Genomic DNA, 5,685 nt, shown 5'->3' on the forward strand with positions numbered 1-5,685 from the left:
TGTGGAACAACAGCTCTAATTTGGAGATTAGACTGAACATCAAGCGGTATAGAGAGATTAGATGAAGGATCTAAAGGTTCAGAGGACTGAGAAGGCTTTGGTTCAACAGGGACAGAAGGAAGAACAACAGAATCTGTAGAAGAAGGTGATACCGGAACAGAGGGCGGTAATAGAAGCTCCATGAAATGATTATTAGATAGAATTTTCTAGGCAAGAAACTAAAGTGTGGAAGGCTGCTCGTAGGAAACTTTGCTCTTTAGAGGGGGAAATCAAAAAATTTTTTATTTAGGAAAATAGTGTTGAATTCCCTTCTTCTGATCGTAGGAATAAATCGTTGTTTTAATGATGATATCAGCTATTTTTTGCCAAATTTTTAAGAAAAATGCTTTTGTGGAAGTATGTAGCCTATATAGATGTTTATAAGGAGATGGGGGGCGGTCTTGAGAGTGATGTTTTTATTCTTGTATGGGGGTAGCAATGTTAAAAGGTCAAAAAACATGTTTAAGGTATTTTCTTGTCTAAAGGGGGGAGGAAAGGAAGAGGGAAGATTTAATGATTACGAAGATTTTAGGAGATTTTTGGGGGGGAGATTAGGGAGATAGGATTTCTGAGAGCTCTGGAGATGCAAGGGGATAAGATTTCTGGAGGATTGTGTGGGCATTCTTTATCGGCGATGATTGCGCTTTTGGGTGCTTAATTTAATCAGTGATCTTGATTATACCACATTCACCATTTTCGCTACCGAAGGAGAGGTTTTGCCCTGCTTGATCCCAATTAAGTGCTGAGATAGCACTTTTCCCATAACCTTTTAGAAGGACTTCTTTTCCATCATGGAATTGTGCCGCTAAAATCATTCCATCATTGAAGCCTATTGCTACAATTTCTTTGTTTGGGTGGCATGAAACGGTGCTAACAAGTGCATTTGCTCGTGTGCCTAGTTCTAGAGGTGTTTTTCCCATGGGGCCATCTTTTGTATGAAAGGGCCAAACAATTGCGGCAGAGGCACCTGATGTTGCTAGCCATTTTCCTTTTGCGCTCCAAGACCAGCTTTTGACTTTGCTTGGATAGCCACTCATGCGGAGGTGCTGATTATCAGTGAGACGCCAGCCGTGTAAGGCGTTTTCTTGCATGGTGGAAATGACATAGCGGTTGTCTGGTGAAAAGGTGACACCACAATGAGCTCCTTTCCATACCAATGTGGTGGGAGATATTTGCGTTGATAACCAATGAAGAGTGACTCCATTGTAATGGGCAACGGCAAGTCGCAAACCTTTTGGGGCAAAAGCAAGGCCTTCTACACTGCGTTCATGTGTGAGCTCTTGTCGTTCTTTTCCAATATGCGCAAATGCGAGGCGTGAGGAGGAAAAAGCAAAAGCTTTTTGTGGACCAAAAGCAACGTTGTTTATCCATTTGCGTTCTTTTTGGCTTAACACTTCCGTGTGATCTGCTGCGGTTGTTTGACAGACTTTTCCATCTTCTCCACCGGTGATGATCGCGGTATTGTCATGGGAAAAATGGCTTGAAATTATTCCTTGGTGAACTTCAACGATTTGTGGGGTTGGATTAAAAAAAACAATGAGACCTTCTACGGAAACAAAGGCTGGTTTATTGCCTATAAAACCGCAGGAAAGGCAGTAACTTTTGAGATCATAATGGGTAATGTTTGGCATTATCACTCACTTATGCGCAATTTTCAAAACCAGTTTTTAATTTTTCAGCATCAAGAGAGCGTCCTATAAAGACAAGGCGGCTTTCTCGTTTTTCATCTTCACGCCATGGGCGTTGATGTTGTCCTTCAAGAAGCATATGTATCCCTTGAATGACGTAACGATCATCGTCTCCTTGAAAGGCGATAATGCCTTTAAGACGCAAGATATCAGGTCCTTGTTGCTGTGTAACCTGCTGGATCCAAGGGAAAAACTTTTCTGGTTGCAGAGCATCTGTTTTTAAACTTACAGAAGTGATGGTAATATCATGAATGGTGGATGCGTGATGATGGTCATGATGACAATCGGGACCGCACACATGGTTGGCATGTTGGTGTGTATGTTCGTGATCGAGAAAATGAGGTTCATGATCGAGAGTCTGTTGGAGATCAAAAAAACCACGATTAAGGAGTGTCTCAAGAGGGATATTGGTGCGCTGTGTTGTATAGAGTATAGCGCGAGGATTAATGGCCAGAATAAGGGATTCAGCATGGCTGCGTTCTTGTTGGGTGACAAGATCAATCTTATTTAAAAGAATAATATCCGCGAAGGCAATTTGGTCTTCAGCTTCACGACTTGTTTTTAATTGAGAGGAAAAATGCTTTGCATCAACGACTGCTATGACACTGTCGAGAGCTGTTTTTTCATGGATAGTATCATCCATGAAAAAGGTCTGTGCTACGGGAACGGGATCAGCAAGCCCTGTCGTTTCTATAATGATCGCATCAAATCGATGAGAACGTTGCATCAGACTTTCTAGAATGCGAATGAGATCACCACGTACGGTGCAGCAAACACAGCCATTATTCATTTCATAAATTTCTTCGTCTGATTCAATGATCAGGTCATTATCAATACCAATTTCACCAAATTCATTGACAATGACGGCATAACGTTTGCCATGATTTTCACTGAGAATGCGGTTGAGAAGGGTGGTTTTTCCAGCACCAAGATAGCCTGTGAGAACCGTAACGGGAAGTTTTTTTTGGGGTATCGTTTCCATGGAGAGACCTTTTATTGTTCTTTATTGCCATGTGTTTATGTTAAATCGATTGATATCATCAAGTAAATCACGAAGCTGAGACAGAACATGAGAAAAGATTGCTTCACCGGCTTGTGGTGTTGCTTTGCTTGCATTTCCTGCCGCACCTTGCGTATTTAGATCTTTCATTGTCCAACCAAAGGCATGAGGACCATAAGCACGTAAATACCGATAATTGGCAATCATATCCGCTTGTTTATTATGAAAATTTTCTGCCTTTTCCATATGGACTTTTTCTGGTGCTAAATAGAGCATGAGAGAGGTTTCGATAAAGCCTCCATGGATATCAAGATGTTGTTGAGATGGCTCCATGAGACCTTGTGGTAAACCAAAACGGCTCCAGCTTGTTGCTACAGCGAGCATGGAAAGGCGCTTTCGTAATTCGGTGATAACAATGCTCATTAAAGGTGAATTTCCTCCGTGAGCATTGAGAAGAAGAAGACGGTTGATCCCTTTGTGATAACAGTTTTCACCAATCTTTATCCATCGCTTAATCGCATCAGAAAAGGTAAGGGTTTGCGTGCCTGTAACATCCATATGTTCTATAGAATAGCCAATCTTTTCAACCGGTAAAAGTGCGATATGAAACTGCTCTTTTGTTTGTAAAGTGAGGGCTTTTGCAAAAGCTTCAGCAATAATCCAGTCGGTTTCGAAAGGAAGGTGCTCTCCGTGATATTCATGTGCACCCAAAGGTAAAAGAGCGAGAAAAGGTGGGTTAGATACCATAAATTAATGCCCAAAAGAGAAGTCAAAAGAGACAAAGTGATCAAAGGTGCTGTCACTATTTAATCTATCTATAAGAGAAACGCAAATAGGCGTCTTTTTACATCACATATGGATGCATAAAAATGAGAGCTTTGTTAAAAATAGAGAAGTTTTTATTGAGCAAAGCCACCGCAATTTTTCTGTAATATTAGGCAATCTTTCTCAAGATAGTTGTCTTTTATAAGTATTTCTGATTTATATTATCATTTTTAATAATTATATATTCATATATATATATTAAATACTTCACAATAAATAATGAAAAAATTATTTTTCATTATTTATTAAATATGTAATTTTTTCTGTAAATTACATATTATTCTTTTATTATGGAGCGAGGATGATCAAAGTATTTCTACTATTGCAATAGTACAGACTTTTGTTGCAATCAGGAACTCTATTCAATTATCTGTATATTACAAAAGAATAGAAATGTTTGTTGATTGATTTTATTTTGGATAGTGTCTTAACAGATTTTAGTGTTCATGAGAAAAAATAAATATAAAGGGAAGAATTCACGTAAGATGAATTTGTAATCTCATAGAGCAGTTTATAAGATGATTCAGTAAGAAACACCGTTGGATACAAGAAACACCGTTGGATACATGATAAACAGAACGCCATTGTGTTGCACATTGACGCTTTTGTTTTAAAGAAACATTTAGTACACCAAAGCCCATTTCACGACGCAGCTTGTGAATGGTATAACGGTAAAGCCTTATAATATAAAATCTATAGTGTTCCACCATCTTTACACTTTTAAAGTAAAAAGGGACACCATCATTCACTTTGCCAGTTTTCAATACTGTGTTAACAGCGCTTGATAGTTAAGATACCTCATAAGTGATATTTTCCTTTCTTCAAGTGTGTTTACACACACACCGATCTCGTTTGTGATTTGCAAGTGAAGAATTTTGATTGATTCAATATAAACAGAGTTAAAATATAAGAGAGTTTTATAATCGTCAGCTTTCTCATTCAACAGGCAAAACAATAAATTATTATTATAGATTAATATTTTGCGATTAAAGTGATCGGTTGATGAATTTATTATTCAATATCAGTTTTATGGCGTTATTTTTTCAATGCGCTACTTAAGTTGGTATTTTAAAAATGCAATTTTTTAGTAAGTTTCTCTATTCCTTTTCTTTCAAGCATTTGATCAATTATTTATTATTATTCGTTTTTCACAAATTGCAGACAGTTATGTGAATATTGCAAAAATTTCTTTCAAAGAGAATTATTTGTTACTAATATAGAGTAAATATAATTACTTAAAATATAAATAAGGTTGCGCTCTACAATATTGACGAAAAATATGGAATAACTTTTATGCAAATTAAGAAAGAAAGTTTTTTCAGTATTTTGGGGGATCATCTCATTTTTCATGACTCTCTTTTTATGTAATTTTAGGTAGTTTTTTGGTGCTCTAGTGTTGCTTATAATATTTTTGTAAATCTGATAGATTTATTTATTTTATGCGTTTGTTTTGTTAGGTTTGAAAGTCAATATTTTGAGTTTTTTATGCTGTATGAGATAAAGGAGCTAAATTACCTTTTTGAAGATGCTATGCACTATTTTCTTTATATATCAGTAAAAGTTGAGAATCATTTTATTAATGTCTTTTCTATTTGAAAATAGAGATCTTAATTTCTTTTTACATTTTATAACTGTTTTATAGAAAAATAGTAAACTATTTAAAGTTGTTTTATTAGGATAGATTTGTTTTAGATCAAGTTTTTATTCGATACTAATTTTATTTTTCAATATTAATGATGAGTGATATAATAAAAATCCATTAAGTACTATTTCATTTTTATATTTATTGAAATAATAGAAAATCATATATCATTATATTGGAAGTTTTAAATTTTATAGTTCTTTAAAATTAATTACATTTCAAATTATTTATAAAAGCTCTATTATATAATTTTTTAAATGAATTTGTTTCGTAATATTTATTATAATAATAAATTTAACAAATTATTATTATTTTTAATTATAGCAATAAAAATGAAAAAATATTACTGTTGGTATCTTAAGTTATTATTGCGTAAAAGGAATAAATTATTTTTATCATTTATTGTTTTTTATATTTACATGTAATACATAATGTGTTATATTATAATAACAAAATTACATATAATATTTTATTATGTGCAATTATATAAA

The 5,685-nt window shown here is 34.8% G+C and carries 4 protein-coding genes; all 4 read right to left on the reverse strand.

Translation table 11 applies throughout. The annotated features are described in order from the left end of the window. Positions 1 to 182 (reverse strand): hypothetical protein (locus tag ACFIQE_RS07460; protein WP_375673977.1); only part of this gene is annotated, 182 nt, incomplete at its 3' end. A 516-nt stretch (positions 183 to 698) separates the two neighbouring features. Beyond that, positions 699 to 1,670: a WD40 repeat domain-containing protein gene (locus ACFIQE_RS07465; protein ID WP_375612282.1), complete on the reverse strand. Its 972-nt coding sequence runs from the start codon at positions 1,668 to 1,670 to the stop codon at positions 699 to 701. A gap of 10 nt (positions 1,671 to 1,680) precedes the next feature. Beyond that, positions 1,681 to 2,709, reverse strand: coding sequence for a CobW family GTP-binding protein (locus ACFIQE_RS07470; protein WP_375707453.1), 1,029 nt, complete (start codon positions 2,707 to 2,709; stop codon positions 1,681 to 1,683). Between the two features lie 21 nt (positions 2,710 to 2,730). Then, the gene (locus ACFIQE_RS07475) at positions 2,731 to 3,474 is read right to left on the reverse strand and encodes a creatininase family protein (RefSeq protein WP_375621597.1); all 744 of its coding nucleotides are present in this window, start codon (positions 3,472 to 3,474) and stop codon (positions 2,731 to 2,733) included. Positions 3,475 to 5,685 lie beyond the last annotated feature (2,211 nt).

It is taken from the genome of Bartonella sp. AA1HLJMS, assembly GCF_042197445.1.
Taxonomy (GTDB): Bacteria; Pseudomonadota; Alphaproteobacteria; order Rhizobiales; family Rhizobiaceae; genus Bartonella.

Bases quoted from the DNA above. Each gene is read 5' to 3' on its own strand.
- ACFIQE_RS07465 (WP_375612282.1), bottom strand. From the start codon at position 1,670: ATGCCAAACATTACCCATTATGATCTCAAAAGTTACTGCCTTTCCTGC.
- ACFIQE_RS07470 (WP_375707453.1), bottom strand. From the start codon at position 2,709: ATGGAAACGATACCCCAAAAAAAACTTCCCGTTACGGTTCTCACAGGC.
- ACFIQE_RS07475 (WP_375621597.1), bottom strand. From the start codon at position 3,474: ATGGTATCTAACCCACCTTTTCTCGCTCTTTTACCTTTGGGTGCACAT.